This window comes from Chryseobacterium sp. UF-290, from assembly GCF_058245615.1.
Map to the genome: position 1 here is coordinate 101023 of NZ_JBSICB010000009.1, position 17527 is coordinate 118549.

At 36.9% G+C, this 17527-nt stretch carries 13 protein-coding genes and 1 other RNA gene; 5 read left to right on the forward strand and 9 right to left on the reverse strand.

The genetic code is table 11. The features are described from left to right. Positions 1-50: 50 nt before the first annotated feature. The 3 genes from AC4IF5_RS12340 to AC4IF5_RS12350 all read right to left on the reverse strand — a co-directional run bounded on the left by AC4IF5_RS12340 (position 51) and on the right by AC4IF5_RS12350 (position 4352). Positions 51-941 (reverse strand): PfkB family carbohydrate kinase, encoded by an 891-nt coding sequence (locus AC4IF5_RS12340; protein ID WP_490734916.1) that lies wholly within the window; start codon positions 939-941, stop codon positions 51-53. Between the two features lie 67 nt (positions 942-1008). Then, positions 1009-1644 (reverse strand): DUF4241 domain-containing protein, encoded by a 636-nt coding sequence (locus tag AC4IF5_RS12345; RefSeq protein WP_490734918.1) that lies wholly within the window; start codon positions 1642-1644, stop codon positions 1009-1011. Between the two features lie 92 nt (positions 1645-1736). Continuing rightward, positions 1737-4352: a valine--tRNA ligase gene (locus AC4IF5_RS12350; protein WP_490734920.1), complete on the reverse strand. Its 2616-nt coding sequence runs from the start codon at positions 4350-4352 to the stop codon at positions 1737-1739. Positions 4353-4480: 128 nt separating this feature from the next. On the opposite strand from AC4IF5_RS12350, the gene AC4IF5_RS12355 reads away from it, so the two are divergent. Both AC4IF5_RS12355 and AC4IF5_RS12360 read left to right on the forward strand, forming a co-directional pair. Beyond that, positions 4481-4945, forward strand: a complete 465-nt coding sequence (locus AC4IF5_RS12355) for a DUF1573 domain-containing protein (protein ID WP_490734922.1) — start codon at positions 4481-4483, stop codon at positions 4943-4945. 209 nt (positions 4946-5154) lie between these two features. Further along, entirely contained in the window at positions 5155-6024 is an 870-nt protein-coding gene (locus AC4IF5_RS12360; RefSeq protein WP_490734924.1) for a polyphosphate kinase 2 family protein, read from the forward strand. Positions 6025-6119: 95 nt separating this feature from the next. Here the strand turns inward: AC4IF5_RS12360 and rnpB are convergent. Continuing rightward, positions 6120-6461: RNase P RNA component class A (gene rnpB, locus AC4IF5_RS12365), an RNA gene on the reverse strand. A gap of 273 nt (positions 6462-6734) precedes the next feature. Between rnpB and AC4IF5_RS12370 the strand changes: the two genes are divergently transcribed. From AC4IF5_RS12370 to AC4IF5_RS12380, 3 genes are read left to right on the forward strand one after another with little or no spacing between them, the layout of a single operon-like run. Continuing rightward, positions 6735-7226 carry an RNA polymerase sigma factor gene (locus AC4IF5_RS12370; protein ID WP_309428301.1) on the forward strand — a complete coding sequence of 164 codons (492 nt, stop codon included), beginning with the start codon at positions 6735-6737 and terminating at the stop codon, positions 7224-7226. After that, positions 7219-7893: a DUF8845 family protein gene (locus AC4IF5_RS12375; protein ID WP_490734926.1), complete on the forward strand. Its 675-nt coding sequence runs from the start codon at positions 7219-7221 to the stop codon at positions 7891-7893. The genes AC4IF5_RS12370 and AC4IF5_RS12375 overlap by 8 nt, the downstream gene beginning before the upstream one ends. Before the next feature lie 59 nt (positions 7894-7952). Further along, the gene (locus AC4IF5_RS12380; protein WP_490734928.1) at positions 7953-9575 is read left to right on the forward strand and encodes an AMP-binding protein; all 1623 of its coding nucleotides are present in this window, start codon (positions 7953-7955) and stop codon (positions 9573-9575) included. Between the two features lie 68 nt (positions 9576-9643). Here AC4IF5_RS12380 and rpoN read toward each other — a convergent pair whose 3' ends face one another. From rpoN to gwsS, 5 genes are all read right to left on the reverse strand, one after another. Continuing rightward, positions 9644-11107, reverse strand: a complete 1464-nt coding sequence (gene rpoN, locus AC4IF5_RS12385) for an RNA polymerase factor sigma-54 (protein WP_490734930.1) — start codon at positions 11105-11107, stop codon at positions 9644-9646. Between the two features lie 159 nt (positions 11108-11266). Beyond that, positions 11267-12715, reverse strand: a complete 1449-nt coding sequence (gene asnS, locus AC4IF5_RS12390; protein WP_490734932.1) for an asparagine--tRNA ligase — start codon at positions 12713-12715, stop codon at positions 11267-11269. A 239-nt stretch (positions 12716-12954) separates the two neighbouring features. Beyond that, positions 12955-13944 (reverse strand): HlyD family secretion protein, encoded by a 990-nt coding sequence (locus AC4IF5_RS12395; RefSeq protein WP_490734934.1) that lies wholly within the window; start codon positions 13942-13944, stop codon positions 12955-12957. 316 nt (positions 13945-14260) lie between these two features. Then, entirely contained in the window at positions 14261-16465 is a 2205-nt protein-coding gene (locus AC4IF5_RS12400) for a peptidase domain-containing ABC transporter (protein ID WP_490734936.1), read from the reverse strand. Continuing rightward, positions 16462-17511 carry a grasp-with-spasm system SPASM domain peptide maturase gene (gene gwsS / locus AC4IF5_RS12405; protein ID WP_490734938.1) on the reverse strand — a complete coding sequence of 350 codons (1050 nt, stop codon included), beginning with the start codon at positions 17509-17511 and terminating at the stop codon, positions 16462-16464. The genes AC4IF5_RS12400 and gwsS overlap by 4 nt, the downstream gene beginning before the upstream one ends. Positions 17512-17527 lie beyond the last annotated feature (16 nt).

The window sequence follows — 17527 nt, forward strand, 5'->3', positions numbered from 1 at the left end:
TACATATATTTTTATGTTAAGTTTCAGACTTTTGATATGCCGTAAATAGCTTAAGAAAGAAAATCTGAGATTCTTGGCAGCCCTGTCTGGGACCCCTTACCCCCGGAAACCCTTGATGAAACTTCATTTCCAAATTTCACACATTCTTCAATAGAGTTTCCATGGCAGAGCGCTATGGCAAATCCCGAAGTAAATGCATCTCCCATTCCCATCTTATAAATGGTTTCATCCTTATCGTTTCTGTAATATTTCATTTCTGTACCATCAAAATAAATGGTCGAATTGGTATCATCTCTGACAAAGACCTTATTGAAGTATTTTTTTAGAACCTCTTCTCTTTTCTCTTCACCAAAGATAATATATAATTCACTGCTTTTTGCTACAATAAAGTCAACATTATCTAATATTTCTTCACTGATTCTCATAGCAGGGGAAGCGTACAATCCTACTTTTTTGCCATATTTCTTGGCTTTTTTAACGGTGTATTCCACTACATTTAAGGAAACCTCAAGCTGTACAAGCACAAGATCTACCGTATGAAAATACCGGTCTGCTTCGTCTATATGCGCGTTATTAAGGTATTTATTGGCAGCCGGCACTACTACGATCGCAGCATTTCCGTTAGAAGTTGTCACATAAGCAGTTCCCGTTGATTCTTTGTCTGTTTCATGAACAAAGCCTACGTTCACATTTTCACTTACCAGATTTCTCATGATCTGCTGTCCGAGAGGATCCATTCCCACACAACCTATAAAATAAACGCTCGCTCCCAATCTGGCAGTCCCTACCGCCTGATTGGCTCCTTTGCCTCCAAAATAGCTGTCTGAATTAACGGCTAAAACTGTTTCATTGGGTAAAGGAAGTTTTTCGGTTTCCAGAACCAGGTCTATTGATGAGCTCCCTACAACAATAATTCGGGGTTGTTCTGATGAGAAATTCATTGTGTTTTATTTGGCTTTAAAGTTTAATATTTTTTTTAAAATGGTAATTCAAAAATAACTATTTTAATTAACTTATTTCAATAAATTCAGTAATTATCTTCACGGGTGACTGATCCTTATCATAAGCAATATAGCTGGCATAAAAGCCCTCACCATATCCGGTCTCAAAAGCAAATATAGTTCCGGGATGTTCCTTTGCCGGTTTTAGGAAAGCATATTGATCGATCGCTCCGTTTTCATCAAAAAAATGTTCATGGAAAAATTCTTCATAGATTCCCATAAAGTCTCCTCCTTTGTTGTGATATAACTTTTGTTCCAGTTCGTTGAGACTGTTTTGAGTATCAACGTCCATGAAGCATCCCATTCCACTTTCCACAGGGTAACCGAACACTTCTCCTTCAGCCAGTTCTTTTACGTCCTGTCCTGCTGTGGTAGCGAGTTTCCACTCTTTAATTTCAGAATCATTAAAGATAATTTCCGCATATGCCACACAGTTACTTTCTCTTTCTTTGTGCAGGATGACGGAAAAATCTCCCTTAGGAAATCCCGTAGAAAAAGGCAGCATATCGTTCGTGATCAATGGATCACAAGCTACCAGCTTGCCACTGGAAAGATAGATCTTCCCTACTTCAAAACTTTCTAATAAAGGACTTTCTACAAAGTCTTTCGAGAATAGTTTTTTGATGTTTTCTATATGTGTCATTTTATTTATTCTTTAAACCATCAGGCTGGATACAAGTTTTCATCTGTATCCAGCCTGAGATTATGACAAAATTATTGTCTATGTCTTTAAACTTATAAGCTTTTCAGCTTCTCTTCCAGGATGGCAATCTTGTCAAGAGCATCTTTTTGCTTCTTACGTTCAACCTCTACAATTTCCGGTTTCGCATTGGCAACGAATTTTTCGTTGGAAAGTTTTTTCTCTACCGAAATCAAAAATCCTTTTAAATATTTCAGTTCTTCTTCAGTCTTTTCTTTCTCTTCTCCCAGGTCTAAGTTTTCACTTAATGGAATAGACACTTCAGTCGCTCCTACCAGAAAAGTAAAGCTTGGTTTATCTGTTTTCTGTCCAAAATGGATATCAGAAATATTAGCCAGCTTTCTTATTACCGCTTCATTCGCAAATTCAGAGGCATTAGTATACACTTCAACAGTTTCTCTAGGTGAGATTCCTTTTGTCTGACGGTAATTTCTAACCCCGGAAATTAATTCTGCCGCAGTTTCAAAATTCTTAATAATGATCTCATCAAACGCTCCTTCTTTTTTCTGCTGTGCAATAACTAAAGCTTCATCAATACTTCTTTCCGAAATAGTCTGCCATAATTCTTCCGTTAAGAAAGGCATGAAAGGATGAAGCAGCTTCATCAGTTCCTCAAAGAAATAAATCGTTTTATTGTAAACTTCCTTAGAAATTCCTTCTCCGTAGTTAGGCTTAATAGCTTCAAGATACCAACCACAAAAATCATCCCAAATTAATTTATAGATCAGATGAAGTGCATCAGAAATTCTGAACTTCTCAAACTGGTCATTAATTTCAACGATTGTTTTACTTAATTTATTTTCAAACCAATCTATCGTCTGGGTTTCCGTTGAATTAGCTGTTTTATCTTCATGGTTCCACATATTGATCAAACGGAAGGCATTCCAGATCTTCGTCATGAAGTTTCTTCCCTGAAGCATAAGATCTTCATCAAAAAGAAGATCGTTACCTGCTGCGGAACTCAGTAGAATACCTACACGAACTCCATCTGCACCATATTTATCGATCAGCTCCAGCGGATCCGGAGAATTCCCTAAAGATTTTGACATCTTTCTTCTCTGCTTATCTCGTACAATTCCTGTAAAGTAAACATTTTTGAACGGAACTTCTTTTCTGTATTCCAATCCGGCCATAATCATTCTTGCTACCCAGAAGAAAATAATATCCGGGGCAGTAACCAGATCTGAAGTAGGATAATAATAATTGATATCCTTATTTTCAGGATCAAGCAGTCCGTCAAATACAGACATTGGCCACAGCCAGGATGAGAACCATGTGTCTAATGCATCATTATCCTGTTTAAGGTTTTCAGCTGTCAACCCAGAGTTTCCTGTTTTTTGTTTTGCCAATTCTAAAGCTTCTTCCTTAGTTTCAGCCACTACAAAATCTTCATCTCCTGTACCATAATAATAGGCAGGGATCTGCTGGCCCCACCAAAGCTGACGGGAGATATTCCAGTCACGGATGTTTTCCATCCAGTGTTTATAAGTGTTTTTGAATTTCTCCGGATAGAACTTCACCTCATCATCCATTACCACATCCAGTGCAGGCTGGGCAATTTCAGACATTTTCAGGAACCACTGTACTGAAATTTTAGGCTCAATAACAGCGCCTGTTCTTTCAGAGGTCCCTACTTTATTAACGTAATCTTCTGCTTTTAGTAAAAGATCTTTTTCTTCAAGCTCCTTTGCGATCTGCTTTCTTACTTCAAATCTGTTTTTACCGGCATAATGAAGGCCATGTTCATTAAGGTTTCCGTCATCATCCAAAGCATCGATCATTTTTAGCTGATGCTTCTGCCCGATCTCATAGTCATTGGTATCGTGTGCCGGAGTGATTTTCAAAGCTCCTGTTCCAAACTCAATATCAACATATTCATCCTCAATGATCGGGATTACTCTGTTTACGATCGGTACGATTACATTCTTACCTTTCAGGTGAGCATATCTTTCATCATCAGGATTGATACATACGGCAGTATCCCCGAAAATCGTTTCAGGACGCGTAGTAGCAACAGAAAGAAACTCTTCTGAACCTTCAATTTTATATTTAAGGAAATACAGTTTCCCGTTCTGCTCTTTAAATATTACCTCTTCATCTGAAATATTGGTCTTTGCCTCAGGATCCCAGTTTACCATTCTGTACCCTCTGTAGATCAATCCTTTATTATATAGGTCTACAAAACTTTTAATGACCTGTTGTGAAAGTTTATCCTCCATTGTGAAACGAGTCCTGTCCCAATCACATGAGCATCCCAGCTTTTTCAGCTGCTCAAGAATAGTCCCTCCATATTTATGGGTCCATTCCCAGGCATGCTCCAGGAATTGTTCACGGGTAATATCGGATTTGCTGACTCCCTCAGACTTCAGCTTAGCAACAACTTTAGCTTCAGTAGCGATCGAAGCGTGATCTGTTCCCGGAATCCAACAGGCATTAAATCCCCGCATTCTTGCACGGCGGACCAGAACATCCTGAATGGTATTGTTCAGCATATGCCCCATATGTAAGATCCCCGTAACGTTTGGCGGAGGAATTACTATGGTATATGGCGGCTTGTCATTAGGTTCTGAATGGAAATACTTATTCTCCATCCAGTAATTGTACCATTTCTGTTCTGTTTCCTGTGGGTTATACTTTTCTGAAATCTGCATAAATTCTATTTCTTTGGCTTACAATTTGCAAAAATAGTTTAAAGAAAAAAATTTTTAAGCATGAATTAAAATAATTTTTAACTTTGTTTCACAAAATTTATCTAACAAACATATTAACATTCAAGAATATGAAAAAATTAATTGCAGGAATTGCGTTATTCGGAACATTTGCTCTAGCAACTGCACAAACTATTACATTTGATAAAACCACTTTTGACTACGGGACTATCAAACCTAATGCTGACGGTACGAGATTCTTTACTGTAACGAACTCAGGTGACAAGCCTTTGATCCTTTCAAACGTAAAGCCTTCTTGCGGATGTACTACACCTGAATTCAGCCAGGATCCGATTATGCCAGGAAAATCTGCTAAGATCAAGGTTGGATACAACACCGCTATTCCTGGACCTTTTAACAAAATGATCGAGGTTTTCTCTAACGACCCTGCAAACAACAGAAGCGTAATCTACATCAAAGGTAACGTAGATGCTAATGCTCCTGAGCCAAAAGCATTGACTGCTGCTGAGCAGAAAGAAGCTGCTAAAGCAGAGAAAAAAGCTGAAAAACTAGCTAAAAAGGCTGCTGCGAAGTAATCTTTACTCAAAAAATAAAAAAACCGTCTCTATAGAGGCGGTTTTTTTATTACATTTATGTTGAAATAGATGTTAGAGGCTAGAAGTCAGATATTAGATATTATATGCCGGAATTTGAATGATAGCCAAAATCTTTTAATCTTTTAATCTTTTAATCTTTTAATCTTTTAATCTTTTAATCTTTTAATCTTTTAATCTTTATAAAAAACATGGACACCAATTTCTCAGATGACTTTCAGGTAAACGGAAAATTCTCAATAAAAAAACATTCAACATCTTATGAGGGAAAACTAACCAAAGAAGAAGGAATACAATTATTAGCCCAGGAAAAAGAAAAACTGCGTGAATTACAGGAAAAGCTTTATGCTGACGGAAGCAAATCTTTATTAGTGGTTCTTCAGGCAATGGATGCTGCAGGGAAAGACAGTCTGGTAGAGCATGTCTTTGGTGGTGTAAACCCACAGGGATGCAATGTCACCAGTTTTAAAACGCCGAGTTCTAAAGAATACTCCCACGATTTCTTATGGAGACACTACCTCGCGCTTCCCCAGAAAGGGATGATCGGAATTTTCAACCGCTCCCATTATGAGAGTGTCCTGGTCTGCAAAGTACATCCTGAATATAATCTAAGTGAAAAAACATGGTCCTCTGTAAAAGATTTTGACAACAAATTCTGGGAAAACAGATATGAAAGTATCCGCAATTTTGAGAAGCACCTTTCTCAAAACGGAACGACTGTCATCAAACTCTTTCTGAACGTATCTAAGAATGAACAGAAGAAAAGATTTCTCGACAGGATCAATGAACAGGAAAAAAACTGGAAATTCTCTATGGGAGATCTCCCAGAAAGGGCATTATTTGATCAGTATATGGATGCCTACGAAACAGCTATCAATGAAACTTCAAAAGACCATGCCCCATGGTATGTGCTTCCTGCCGACAACAAATGGTTTGCCAGGGTTGCCGCCATCCAGATCATTATTGACACACTCGAAAAAATGGATCTTAAGTACCCGACACTTTCTGAAAAAGAAAAACAGGAGCTTACCGATGCTAAGAATACCCTTGAAAATGAATAATAAAAGAATCCTCAGGTAGTATAATCTGAGGATTCTTTATTTATAAAGGATTTTGTTCTGTCATTATTCAGGAATCCTGATGGCTATAAAGAAAAATCACGAGAAAATCTATAAGCCGGATTTTGTACTTCCTAAGAAGTGCCTGTTATTTATCTACGCTTTACATTGCTGCCAAGCTTGAGCTGATTACCCCTCGGTTTTCAGGACGAGCCGCCCCTATTTTCATGATTAAAGTTACCTTCATCATTGAAAAGAACCGATATACTTACCATTGCACCGCAAAGAGTTTACCTGGTTTCACTACAGCCGAACTGTACCTGCTTTCTGTTGCACTTGTCCTACCCTCACGGGTGGCGGATGTTATCCGCTTTGCTGCTCTGTGGTGTCCGGACTTTCCTACCCCTGCCGAAGCAGGAATCAACAGGCCGATTTTCTCGCAGGTGCAAAGATACATAAATTTAAGGGAAATGGTGAAAGGACGAAAAGGCTAAGAAGACAAAGAGAGGACTATGATACAAAAGGAGCTTCGTAAAAACACCAAATGTTACCTTCAAAAAAACATATATTTCCCATCTTTATCCTCTTTGTTTACTTCACTTCTCAGCCCCTTCGCTTCTCAGCCTTTTCATATTTTTATAATTTTACGATTTTGCCTTCATTCCTCTTCATCAATTACCACATTATTATTATCTTCGTGCCATTATATATCTATGAATTCCAGAGAGAAAGAATTTGCGCAGCTTATCAAGGATAATCAGGGTCTGATTATTAAGGTATCCCGTCTGTATACCAATTCTCTGGAAGATGAGGAAGATCTTTTTCAGGAGATTGTGTTACAACTCTGGAGAAGTTACGACTCATTTAAAGGAAATTCTAAGATTTCCACATGGATGTACCGTGTAGCACTCAATACAGCCATTACTCTTTTTAGAAAAAAAAGCAAAAGCCTTCCTACCAATGAACTGGACATCAACCACAGGGATTTTGTGGAAGATGATGATGAAAAGCAGCAACAGATATCGCTTTTGTATACTGTAATCAAAACTCTTCCTAACGTAGAAAGAGCCATTGTTATGATGTATCTTGACGATCTGCCTTACAAGGATATTGCAGAAAACCTCGGAATCACTGAAGTTAATGCCCGTGTGAAAATGAACAGATTAAAGAAAACCCTTAAAGAACAGATGGAAAAATATGCCTGAATTTGATTTAGATAACTTTAAGAAAACATGGCAGGAACAGCCTGTCCAGCCTAAATATGACAACCGTGAGATTCTTCAGATGTTGAATAGAAAATCACGTAATTATGTAAAGTATATTTTCTGGATCAGTGTGGTAGAATTTCTGTTCTTCTCGGTTTTGGGATTATTTTACTTCTTTCAGGAAGAGGAATCGGAAAGCTTCCGCAAAATGCTGGAAAAATTAGGAGCACAGGAAGCACCTCAGGTAGAAAACAATTTCGGGCATGTTTATCTGGCCATAAAAATTCTGAGCTTGCTAATAACCGCCTATTTTGTATTGAAATTCTATCAGAATTATCGCAAAATAAAGATCGAGGAAAACCTGAAGGGTCTTATTACCCGGATCATTAAATTTAAAACAACAGTCAATGCATTTATTCTGATCAGTATTGTCCTGCTGTTTGTATTCACTTTTGTGCTTATAGCCTTTATATTTTATACCTTAGATTCCCAGAATATACAGCCTGCCAACTCCAATCTTACAATAATTATAGTAGGAATCATTGTCAGCACTTTCCTCGCAGTATCCATGATCTGGCTTTATTACAGACTCGTATATGGTACTATTATTAAAAAACTTGACAAAAATCTAAAACAGCTTAAAGAGATAGATTCTCAGGAAAATTAGTATTCATAGGCTATAGTTCAAGATATTATTGTTAATTTTATTCCACCAAATCTTAAACTATGCCCTTATCTTATGTTTATGGAACTTCTGAGATTCCATTATTAGGACAGACTATCGGAGGAAACCTTAAGAGTACTGTCGAAAAATACCCACATCAGGAAGCACTGGTCTGTGTTCATCAGGATTACAGAGCTACGTATCAGGAATTTTACAATCAAACGACTGCTGTTGCAAAAGCTCTCTTATTTTTAGGCGCCAAAGCAGGAGACCGAATCGGAATATGGTCTTCCAATCGTTATGAATGGGTACTTCTGCAATATGCCACAGCGAGGATAGGGACTATTTTAGTCAATATCAATCCGGCTTACAGAACCCATGAGCTGACCTATGTACTGAACCAGTCTGAAGTGCGTTTTATCTTTTCCTCTTTAAACTTTAAAACCAGTAATTATAAAGAAATGGTAGAATATGCCAGAGAGGTATGCCCCACGCTTGAGCATGAGATATTCTTCGATGACAACTGGGAAGATTTTGTCAACAACGGACAGGATATTTCAGATGAAGTTTTACACAGTTTTGAAGAACATGTACAGTTCGATGATCCCGTCAACATTCAATATACTTCAGGGACTACAGGCTTCCCGAAAGGAGTGACCCTTTCTCACCATAATATATTAAACAACGGATATTTTATCGGTATACGATTAAAATACACAGAGAAAGATCGTGTATGTATTCCTGTTCCATTCTATCACTGCTTTGGAATGGTCATCGGAAACATGTGCTGCACAGCGCACGGAGCCTGTATGGTCATTCCCAATGACAGTTTTGATCCGGAGATTACACTGAAAGCCGTTTCAGACGAAAAATGTACTTCTTTGTATGGTGTTCCCACCATGTTCATTGCCGAGCTGGCTGTAAAAGATTTTGATACGTACGATTTCTCAAGTTTAAGAACCGGGGTAATGGCAGGTTCCGTATGTCCACCTGAAATTATGAAAAAGGTGGAAAGCCTCATGAATATTAAAGAAATGAGTATCTGTTACGGAATGACAGAAACTTCTCCTGTTTCTACACAGACACTGATCGGTACTCCATTGGAAAAGCAGGTCAGTACGGTAGGAACCGTTCAGGATCATCTTGAAATAAAGATCGTCGATGAAAACGGCAGAATTCTGAAGCGTGGTGAGCATGGCGAACTGTGTACAAGGGGATATTCTGTAATGTTAAAATACTGGAATGATCCCGAAAATACAAAAAAGGTACTGGATGATGCCCGATGGATGCATACAGGAGATATGGCTGTGATGGATCAGGATGGATATATTACCATTTCCGGAAGAATCAAGGATCTTATCATCCGTGGAGGCGAAAATATCTCACCCAAGGAAATTGAAGACTTTTTGTATACCTATACCCACATTCTGGATGTCCAGATCATTGGAGTTCCAAGTGAAAAATTTGGGGAGGAGGTAATGGCCTGGATAAAAGTGAGAAAAGGCTTCACGATCACAGAGGAGGAACTACAGGATTACTGCAAGGGAAGAATTGCCCATTATAAGATTCCCAAATACTGGAAATTTGTGGATGAGTTTCCGATGACCATTTCCGGGAAAATAAGAAAGGTGGAAATGCGGGAAATTTCAATGAAGGAACTGGGGCTGGAAAAGCATAGTTCTTAGGGTAGCTGTAATAGTATTTCTAAAAAAAACAAAAAAGCATTTCAAATTGAAATGCTTTTTCTATAGGTTTAAAGTTCTTTTCTTAATCTCGCTACCGGAATATTGAGCTGTTCACGATATTTCGCGATCGTTCTTCTGGCAATATTGTATCCCTGTTCTTTTAAGATCACCACCAGAGCATCATCTGTCAGTGGTTTTCTTTTATTCTCTTTACTGATCACTTCCTGAAGATGGGTTTTAATCTCTTTGGTAGAAACTTCTTCCCCGTCATCATTAGTTAAGCTGTCTGAGAACAGATCTTTAAGATATACAATACCATTGGGTGTGTCGGCATATTTGCTTTTTACTACCCTTGAAATCGTAGAAATATCAAAGCCGGTAATATCTGCCACATCTTTCAGGATCATTGGTTTCAGAGATTTTTCATCTCCTGTGATAAAGTAATCCTTCTGAAACTTAACGATAGCTGTAATGGTCTGCAATAATGTATTCTGACGCTGATTGATCGCATCGATATACCATTTTGCAGCATCCAGTTTTTGCTTGATAAATAATGCGGCCTGCTTATGCTCTGATGAGTTTTTATCATGGGAATACGTAGACAAAATATCTTTGTATTCTTCAGAAACTCTTAACGTAGGTGCGTTTTTGCTGTTGAGCATAGGAATTACCTGGCCATCCTTCACCTGGATCACAAAGTCCGGAATAATTTCCTGATTGATCGTAATGGTCTGTGTATCAAAATTACCTCCTACTTTAGGGGAAAGTTTTGAGATCTCGTCCAAAGCATCCTTCAGATCATCCTCTTCAATATCATATTTTTGAATGATCTTATTATAATGCTTATTGGTCAGGGCATCAAACTGATGTCTCAGGATATTGGCAGCCAAAGAAACAGCTTTATCAGAGCTTACTTTCTTTTCGATCTGGAGCAGCAAACATTCCTGTAATCCTCTTGCTCCCACTCCTGGCGGATCCAGCTTCTGAACATAGTTTTCAAGGATATCCTCAACCTTTTCTTTGGTAGTATAGATTCCCTGTGAGAAAGCGAGATCATCAACAATAGATTTAATCTCCCTTCTTAAATATCCGTCTGTATCTAAGTTTCCGATAAGGTATTCTGCGATCTTCAGATCTTCATCATTGATATTCACCAGATGGATCTGCTCCAACAGATAATCATATAAAGACTGGCCTTCCGTTAAAAGGCTCTCATTATCAAATTCTTCATCATCCGGAGAGTAATTGCTGGATGCGGTTTTATAGCCTGGTTCGTCGTCATAAAGATATTCATTGACGTCGAAATCTGTTTCAATGCTTTCCGTACCCTCATCCTTATAAGCATCTTCCAAAGAAGAATAATCATCTTCCTTAGAATCCTCCTTGACAATTTCCAAAGCAGGGTTTTCTTCTAACTCTCTCTCCAACTCCTCTTCAAATTCAAGAGTATGAAGCTGAATAAGCTTCATCAACTGGATCTGCTGAGGGGCCAGCTTCTGTCCTAATTTGAGTTGTAAGTGTTGTTTAAGCATATTCTTATTTGCGTTTTAACATAACATATTCTACGAATTTAATAAATTTATTTGATAAAAAATACATTTAGCATGATTTTTGCTTTATACTTTTTAACATAATAAACTATTAAGAAATAAAAAAAGCCTTAACTTCTGATTAAGGCTTTTTTTATTATTCTAGAATTCAGCGCTTTTCGGCGTTCTTGGGAAAGGAATTACGTCTCTGATATTCGTCATTCCCGTTACGAAAAGAACAAGTCTTTCCAACCCTAAACCAAAGCCCGCATGTGGTACGGAACCGAATTTTCTGGTATCAAGATACCACCAAAGCTCGTGTTCGTCTACATGCATATCTGCCATTTTCTGTTGCAGGACATCTAATCTTGCTTCTCTTTCTGATCCACCAATGATCTCACCGATACCCGGGAAAAGAACATCCATCGCTGCAACGGTTTTGTTGTCATCGTTCAGCTTCATATAGAAAGCTTTGATCTCTTTCGGATAGTCAAATAATACGACCGGGCTTTCAAAATGTTTTTCAACCAAATATCTTTCGTGCTCAGACTGAAGGTCGGTTCCCCATTTTTCAACAGGGTAAGCAAATTTTCCTTTTTTATTCTCTTTTGAGTTTAGCAAGATCTCGATCGCTTCTGTATAGCTTACACGCTTGAAACGCTTAGCTACTACATTCTGAAGCTTTTCAATAAGACCTTCTTTGGCTCTTTCTTTTTCCGGTTTAGTTTTCTGCTCTTCTGCAAAACGCTTGTCCAGGAAGTCAAGGTCATCTTTACAGTGATCCAATACATACTGGATCACATATTTTAAGAAATCTTCCGCAAGGTCGATATTATCTTCAAGGTTGTTGAAAGCAACTTCCGGCTCGATCATCCAGAACTCGGCAAGGTGTCTTGTCGTATTAGAGTTTTCTGCACGGAACGTAGGCCCGAAAGTATAAATTCTTCCCAATCCCATGGCCGCGGTTTCTCCTTCAAGCTGTCCGGAAACGGTAAGATTCGTTTTTCTACCGAAGAAATCCTGTGTAAAATCAATTTCACCCTCTTCAGTTCTCGGTATATTGTTCAGGTCAAAATTCGTTACCCCGAACATCTCTCCTGCTCCTTCTGCATCAGCCCCTGTAATCACTGGTGTATTGATATAAAAGAACTGGTTTTGGTTGAAGAATGAGTGAACGGCAAAGCTGACAGCATGACGCACTCTGAAAACCGCACCAAACAAGTTAGTTCTGAATCTTAAGTGAGCCTGCTCACGAAGTTTTTCCAGACTGTGTTTCTTAGGCTGAAGAATCGTGCTCTGAAGTTCGTCTGTAAAGTTATCTCCTAAAATAACAATCTTTTTAGCAATAATCTCCACAGTCTGTCCCGCCCCCTGACTTTCCACTACTTCTCCTACTACTTTAAGAGAAGAAGCCGTACTGATATTTTTAATAAGCTCTTCGTCAAAATTTTCGAAATCAACAACTATCTGCAAATTATTAATCGTAGAACCATCATTAAGCGCAATAAAGCGATTGGAACGGAATGCTCTTACCCATCCGTAAACTGTAATGTCATGATGTAATACTTTCTTGTAATCCCTCAGGATTTCTTTGATCGTTTGCTTTTTCATTTGTTGATGATAAATTTTTTATATAAAAATTAATGTTGGCAAAGTTACAAAAAAACAGCGCAACTTCATGGTTACGCCGTCTTTAAAAAATCATTTATCTGGTATTTAAACAATCAAATTAAAGCAATCTCATTATTCTCAATATATGTCTTTGAGCTGCAAAGCTATAACAGCATATATTCTATGCTTGTTTGAATATAAGTAAAATAATGTTTTAAGCTATTTTCTATATATCGTATTTAAGTTTGATAGCCTAGCAATTTTCTTATCTGATAAAAAAATCGTTCAATCAATCTCAAATCCTGAGTAACAATTTCAGCGTTCCCCCTTAGCTCCTTATCAAAAGGCAAATTTTTATTATAAGTTGTTTTCAATCCTTTAGGAAGGATAACGTCCACATAATAAGAATAATTTCCTTTGTCATCAGCATTTGGAATTAAAGAAACATGAAGGACTTTCCCTTCCACAATGCCATATTCCTGAAAACGATAGTTATCAAGCTTAATCAATACTTTTTGGTTTACATTTACTTTCCCTGAATTAACGGAAGGAATAGACATTCTCCCCACTAATGCCTGTTTATCATCAGGTAAAACAGATAATATGGCTTCTCCGGTTTTTACAAACTGATTTTCTCCAAAAAATTTCTGAAAGCTTACAGTCCCACTCGTAGATGAAGTAATCAAATAACTCTGCTCCCATTTTCGTAAAGATTTTCTTAATTGTTCAAATAACTGCAATGTTTGCGAAGAATAATTAATCTTATCTTTTTCTGTATTGATGGATGTTCCGCTTTTGGTCTTATTAGAGTTAGAGATTCCTTCTTCTGTTTGGGATAAAGAAATATTAATATTTTGCAGATTCTGTTGAGCCTGTAAAAACTTTATTTTTTCATTTTCAAGTTCCATTGCTGAAATTACTCCCTGATTAAATAAGTCCTGAAATCGTCCATAGCTTTTTTTAGCCAGTTCATACTTCGAAAGCTCAAGACCTTTCTGCTGTTTAAGGGTATGTATTCTTTTTCTATATTCTGCAATATTTTGATCAGCAGCAATATTCTCTGGTTGATACGGTTGTAATTTTATAAATAATTTTTCATCCTGAAGAGCTTTTGCGAAACTATTATAATCCCCCTGCAATTCACCCAATTTAAAATGAGAGGTTTCATCTATAGGAAAAGAATTCATACTAGTATCAGTATAAGAGTTAATTATTTCCTGTAATTTCAAAACATCCTGATAGTTAGCCGCGGATTGCAAAACCATTAGTTTTTGTCCTTTTTGCACCTTTTCATGATCTTTAACAAAAATTTTTTCAATTTTGGTATTTTCTCTGGCCTCCAGCTTTTCTGGCGGATTCTGAGATGTTACAATAACAGGTGCCGGTACAAATTCGGGATACTTAATGAGATAACTCATTGCTAAAATAAGCAGAAGGATAATAAATATAACTGTATTTCCCCAACGGATCATCCAGTGTGGTGGCTGCGAAAGAACATCCTGAACATTTTCAGAGCGGAGTTCCAAATCATTTAATATATCTTTTTTAGTTTCCAAGTTCCAATTGATTTTTTACAAGTCGGTAGTATTCGCCTTTCAAGGCCACTAATTGTGCATGATTCCCCTCTTCCACCACTTCTCCATGATCCAGGACAACAATTTTGTCCGCATGTTTTACCGTAGATAATCTATGAGCAATGACAATCGCCGTTTTTCCTTTAAAGAACTGTTCCAGATTTTCCATGATTACTTTTTCATTGTTGGCATCAAGAGCAGATGTTGCCTCATCAAATAAAATGACTTCCGGAGATTTATATACAGCTCTTGCAATAAACATTCTCTGTTTTTGCCCTCCGCTTACTCCTATTCCTTCATTCCCTATTTTTGTATTATAACTTAAAGGTAAACTTTCAATAAAATCTTTAATATTAGCAATTTCTACTGCTTTTCGTAATTTGGTTTTATCCACATAATCTTCCCCCACAGCAATATTATTGGCCACCGTATCATTAAATACATACCCTTCCTGCATTACTACACCACAATGATTTCTCCACGCACGTGGTGAAATATTTTTCAGATTGGTATTCCCTATTTTAATTTCACCTTCGTTAGGATCATAAAACTTCATTAAGAGCTTTAGGAGTGTAGTTTTACCACTTCCGCTGGCTCCTACAATCGCAGTTGTCTTCTGATAAGGGATTGATAGATTTAAATCTTCGAATATATAAGAGTCAGATCCTACATATCTAAATGACAGATTCTGAATTTCAATATCTTTTTGGGGAATTTCGGAGATATAGTCCTCATCTTTTTTCTCTTCATCCTCTTTATCATGGATTTCACCTAATCGTTCAAGTGATATTTTAGCATCCTGAGTTTGTTTAATAAAGTCGATCAGTTGCAGCAATGGTGCGTTAAGCTGGCCAATAATATACTGTACAGATAGCATCATTCCCAAAGTCAGATTACCGCTAAGTACCAGTTTTGCAGAAAGAAAACTTACAACAATATCCTTTATCTGATTAATAAAATTTCCTCCCACAGATTGCCATTGTTCCAGTGACAGAGACTTTATCCGGATTTTAAATAATTTTATCTGTAAGAATTCCCAATCCCAGCGTTTTTGCTTTTCAGCATTATGCATTTTAATTTCCTGCATTCCATTGATAAGCTCGATCACTTTGCTCTGCTCTTCAGAAACCTGCGAAAATCGTTTATAATCGAGCTCTTTTCTTTTCTTTAAAAAAAAGGTAATCCATCCAATATAAAGAACTGAACCTATGATATAAACAAGAAATAAACGATAATCGTACAATAAAAGGACGATACTGAAAATTACAAGATTAACCAAAGAAAACAAGGTATTAAGCGAAGAATTCGTCAGCAGCTGTTCTATTCTGTGATGGTCTTCTATCCTCTGCATAATATCTCCGGTCATTCTTGTATCAAAAAAACTGATAGGAAGTTTCATGAGCTTGATAAAGAAATCAGAAATAATGGAAATATTAATTCGTGCTGAAAGATGAAGTAAAATCCAACTCCGGATCATCTCTATCCCCATCTTTCCTATAAAAAGCATAACCTGGGCAAGCAGGACCAAATAGATAAAATGAATATCCTGATTTTGAATTCCTACATCCACAATGCTTTGAGTAAGAAAAGGAAAAATCAAAGATAGTAAACTTCCTGCCAAGAGCCCTAATGCAAGCTGTATCACAAGCAACCTGTATTTTAATAAATACCTGGACAGGAAAGAAAAACTGGCCTTGCTTTCTTTCTCATCAAATTCTGATTGAAAAAATTCGGGTGTCGTTTCTAAGATAAGGGCAATTCCTTCTTTTGTTTCTTCATTGGCATTTTCACCAATCCACGATTTGATAAATTCTTCCTTCGTATAATTAATCAGTCCATAGCTGGGATCTGAAATATAAACCTGATCTGTCTTTTTATCTATTTTATAAACAACTACAAAATGTTCATTCTCCCAGTGGACAATACATGGCAATGGAGCTTCTTCGATCAGAATATTGAAATTTATCTGAACTCCAATAGATCGAAAACCTATCTTTTCTGAGGCTTCACTTAAACCCAGCAGAGAACTTCCTTCACGATTCGTTTCTGAAAGATTACGGATCTTTTGTAAAGGTATATTTTTGCCATAAAATTTTGAAATGATTCGAAGACAGGTAGGTCCACAGTCTTTAGCTCCCGGTTGACGATAAAAGGGAAAAGTTTTTCTAAGCTTCATATTTTTATCAGCCTCTGCATTCCGTAATATTCAATAGCTCCTTGTTTCAATGGATTTTGGCTCCATTCCTCCCACTCCCCCGAATAGGGATTGTATCCACATTTTAATGGTTTTGAGATATCCAGTCCTTCATCACTAAAATGGCTGCGTTCTGTATATGCTCTGCAGTCTGTACAAATGTATCTGAATTCACAGTCTTTACAGATCGCTACTTGATCTTTTGTAAGATTCCAGTATTTTTTAAAAGAAGCCTTACCCAGTGCTTGTTTTAAGGTGGTATCTTCAATACATCCAAAGGATTCTGGCATAGAAGGACAATTCTTAATATTTCCTGTCACATCAATACTTATTTTTTTTGCCAGGCAAGTATTAAAATTATTTGCCTCTTTAACATGATACTTATTAATGAAAAAACCGTTTGTTGATATTATTCCGCAGGATTTACAATCAGCTATGTCATCCTGAACTTCAATGAAAATCCGCCCTTGACTTAAACTTAACACTCCTGTATTCTCACTTTTAAAAAGAATAAGTTTATTTATTCTCAGGTTTTCATGAAATAATTTTTCCAGTTTCTGAAAATGGTTATGAGTCTTTTTAATGATAATTTCGATATTCTGAATGAAACTTTTTGTTTCATTCAAATAATCAACTACTTTATAAATTTCATCAGAATAATCGAAATATCTTAGTTGGACATATTTGCAGTTAAGATCGTCCAGTTGCTGCAATATATGAACAACATTATATGTAGAATGGTTATTATAGTCTATAATACAATTGTCTATTGAAAATACAGATTCTGTTTTTTTTAATGAAATTCTTGGAAAATGATCTATATTTTCCGCCTTTATTACATAATTGTCTGCTTGTAAAAGGGATAACAAATTTTCATCCATCAGCTCTACCCCCATATTATACAATTGGTGTACAGTATCATAATGGCTATTATCTAAAAAAGAAACTTCGGAATTGACGATATCAATTAAAGCTGTTCTGGTAAATCCTTTACAGGGTATTACATCAGCTCTTAAAAAGTATTTCATTACAGATCTATTATTT